This window comes from Roseospira goensis (assembly GCF_014197795.1).
GTDB classification, from domain to species: domain Bacteria; phylum Pseudomonadota; class Alphaproteobacteria; order Rhodospirillales; family Rhodospirillaceae; genus Rhodospira; species Rhodospira goensis.
The window spans coordinates 1-2,625 of record NZ_JACIGI010000069.1; the positions used below are offsets into that span (position 1 = coordinate 1).

Here is a 2,625-nt window from a genome sequence, read left to right on the forward strand (position 1 = left end):
CCCTCAAGACCAGACGCAAACGCGCCGCATGGGACACAAACTACCTCGCCCAAATCCTGAACATGAAAATCCCGTAACCTGGATTCGGAGCCCTGTTCTTCAAGGTGGTCTGCTTCCGCAACACCGCGGGCGACCTGGAGGTGCGGGCCTTCATCATCGAGCAGGACACCGCCGCGCTCGCCGACCGCAAGGGCCGCACCCGCTACGACCATCAGCGCTATCAGGTGACGGTGGCGGAGATCGAGGAGCGCACCGGCCTGCTGTTCCCGGAGACCGTGGCCGAGACCAACCCGCTCTACTACACGCCGCCGGCGGACCCGGACCTGCGCGCGACCATCCACCACTTCCCGGAGGCGCGCGAGGTGGACGACGGCCACGAGGTCCTGGGGCCGGACGGGACCCGGACCCGGGTGGCCGACGACGAGGTCGACGTGTTCATCGCCGCCGCCCTGGTGAATCCGGTCGGCGACGAGCGCAGCGGGGAATGGATCTCGATCCTCAACCTGTCCACGGAACCCGTGGACCTGGCCGGCTGGACCCTGAGCGACACCCGCCGCCCGCCGCGCGCCCTGGCGGGCGTGCTGGGGCCGGGCGAGGCGGTGCGTGTGCAGCCCGTCCGCCCGCTCATGCTGGCCAACAGCCGCGCCGGGGTGATCGAGCTGTACGACGGCGCCGGCCGGCGCATCGACCGGGTGCGCTACACCGAGGCGCAGGCCAAAGCCGAGGGCCGGCCGGCGATCTTCGCCTACCGGGAGACCGACGCCTACCGTCGTCCCGGCGGGCCCGGGTCGGCGTAGGGGGCGCGGTCGGGGTCCGCCGCCGGCGGGCAGGCGATCAGCGGCCGGCCGGAGGTCAGGGCGTCGCGGGCCATCGTCTTGCCGGTTTCCGAAACGCCGGCGCAATACACTGTGGCGACCCCCAGAACGGCGCCGGGGATCGCGGCCGGCAGGCAGCCACCCAGGGCCAGGGGAAGGACAACGGGCAGGGCGACCGGGGCGAGGCGGTGGACGGGCATGGGGTCATCCTCCGATCAGGGTCAGGGCGAGGGCCAGGGCATCGGCCAGCGACAGCCGGCCGGTGGCGACGGCGGCGCCGAGGGCGAGCAGGGCGGCGACGGCGACCGCCGCCATCGGCCAGGTCCAGGCCCGGCGCAGCGGCCGCGGCCGCCAGGGCTTCGGGGTCATGCGGGTCTCCGGTCCGAGGTGGGGGCGGTGCTGGGCGCGAGGGGCATGCGGCCGCGCGGGTCGAGCCCCAGCAGGCGGCCGTAGTCGAACACCGGGCAGGTCTTGCGGGGATCGACCTCGCAATGGCCGTGGAAGGTGACGGCGCCGCCGTGGGCGGCGTTGACGGCGGCGCACAGCGCGGCGCAGGCGCGCAGGGCGGCGTCCGGGAAGGCGCGCAGGCCGTGCACCATCACGGCCAGCGTGCCGGTGTTGTGGCCGCGCTGGGCGGCGGGGGTGCGCTCCAGGTCGCGGCCGGTGGCGATCACGCCGTGGCGGTCGATCAGCAGGTGGTAGCCGATGTCCGACCAGCCGCGCGCCCGGTGCCAGCCCCGCACCGTCGCCACCAGGGCCTCGTCCCGGTAGGCCGGGGCATCGGCGTCCGAGGCGGAGCAGTGCAGGAACACGCGCGCCACGCGCCGCCGCGGCGCCCGGTACCAGGCCGGCACCACCACCGTCATGCCGGGATCTCCGCTGCGGCGGGGTGTCGCCGGACCAGACCGAGCGCGGCGACGGCCCCGGCGGTCGCGGGGGTGCGGGCGTAGACGGGGACGCCGCCGGCCGGGTCGCCGGGGTGGCGGGCGCGGCGCTGGGACGCGAGGCCGGCGGTGCGCAGTTCGTGCAGCGCCTCCGGCATCAGCAGCGGGTCCAGGCCGGCGCGCGCCGCCAGCGTGCGCAGCGGGCGCGGGGTGTCGTCGAGCGCCAGCAGGGCGCGGCGGGCCAGCGGACTGATCGGCGCCACCCCGGTCAGCGGTGTGGCGCCCCGCACCGGGCCGGCGTAGGCGGGCGGCAGCTTGCGGCCCTTGCCGGCGGCCAGGAAGGCCGCGATCTGGGCGCATTCGTGGGCCGGCCGGTCGGGATCGGTGGTGATGACGTCGCGCCGCATCGGTCCGGGATCGCACGGCGCCGGAGGGGCGGTGCGAGGGGGCGGCACAGCCGCCGCCGGGGTCGGCGCCGCCGCACCCTCGTCCGGTCCCTGGTGGGCGCGCAGCCGGCGCAGTCGGTGGCGCACGCTGGAGGGGGTGCGGCCCAGGCGCGTGGCCATGGTCGACAGGTCGAGGCCGGCGTCGGCCAGGCGCAGCAGGATGGTGTCGGAGCCGTTGCCCCAGCCGTCGCTGTAGGCGGCGCCGGCGCGGGCGTGGCCGCCGCTGCGCGACCAGGCCGTGCGCGCCCCCGACTCCAGGATGGTGACGCGGCGGCGCTGGCCGTCCGACTCCCAGTCGATCAGGCCGGCGGCGCGGAGCTGGCCCAGGTGCTTGCGCACGCCGTCCGGGCTGGCGAGGTCGAGCGCGTCCATGAGCGCAAAATTGCGGTTCATCACGGAATTCCGGGGAAGGCGGCGCGGATCTTGAGGAAGAAGTAGGCGTCATCGCGGAAGCCGTAGGCCATCCGCTTGATGACCTTG

5 protein-coding genes are annotated in these 2,625 nt (G+C 75.5%); 1 reads left to right on the forward strand and 4 read right to left on the reverse strand.

What is annotated here, in order from left to right; all coding sequences use genetic code 11:
* The first annotated feature begins 104 nt into the window (after positions 1 to 104).
* Positions 105 to 797 (forward strand): lamin tail domain-containing protein, encoded by a 693-nt coding sequence (locus GGD88_RS18255; RefSeq protein WP_184438183.1) that lies wholly within the window; start codon positions 105 to 107, stop codon positions 795 to 797.
* Here GGD88_RS18255 and GGD88_RS18260 read toward each other — a convergent pair.
* Genes GGD88_RS18260 through GGD88_RS18275 form a run of 4 tightly spaced genes read right to left on the reverse strand, consistent with a single transcriptional unit; the run spans position 764 to position 2,538 of the window.
* Complete coding sequence (locus GGD88_RS18260) at positions 764 to 1,015, reverse strand: hypothetical protein (RefSeq protein WP_184438186.1); 252 nt, start codon at positions 1,013 to 1,015, stop codon at positions 764 to 766. The genes GGD88_RS18255 and GGD88_RS18260 overlap by 34 nt on opposite strands.
* 4 nt (positions 1,016 to 1,019) lie before the next feature.
* Positions 1,020 to 1,184: a hypothetical protein gene (locus GGD88_RS18265; protein WP_184438188.1), complete on the reverse strand. Its 165-nt coding sequence runs from the start codon at positions 1,182 to 1,184 to the stop codon at positions 1,020 to 1,022.
* Positions 1,181 to 1,681 (reverse strand): N-acetylmuramoyl-L-alanine amidase, encoded by a 501-nt coding sequence (locus GGD88_RS18270; protein ID WP_184438191.1) that lies wholly within the window; start codon positions 1,679 to 1,681, stop codon positions 1,181 to 1,183. Before GGD88_RS18270 ends, GGD88_RS18265 begins: the two co-directional genes overlap by 4 nt.
* Positions 1,678 to 2,538 (reverse strand): helix-turn-helix domain-containing protein, encoded by an 861-nt coding sequence (locus GGD88_RS18275; RefSeq protein ID WP_184438194.1) that lies wholly within the window; start codon positions 2,536 to 2,538, stop codon positions 1,678 to 1,680. Before GGD88_RS18275 ends, GGD88_RS18270 begins: the two co-directional genes overlap by 4 nt.
* Positions 2,539 to 2,625 lie beyond the last annotated feature (87 nt).

Bases quoted from the DNA above. Each gene is read 5' to 3' on its own strand.
- GGD88_RS18270 (WP_184438191.1), bottom strand. From the start codon at position 1,681: ATGACGGTGGTGGTGCCGGCCTGGTACCGGGCGCCGCGGCGGCGCGTG.
- GGD88_RS18260 (WP_184438186.1), bottom strand. From the start codon at position 1,015: ATGCCCGTCCACCGCCTCGCCCCGGTCGCCCTGCCCGTTGTCCTTCCC.
- GGD88_RS18275 (WP_184438194.1), bottom strand. From the start codon at position 2,538: ATGAACCGCAATTTTGCGCTCATGGACGCGCTCGACCTCGCCAGCCCG.
- GGD88_RS18265 (WP_184438188.1), bottom strand. From the start codon at position 1,184: ATGACCCCGAAGCCCTGGCGGCCGCGGCCGCTGCGCCGGGCCTGGACC.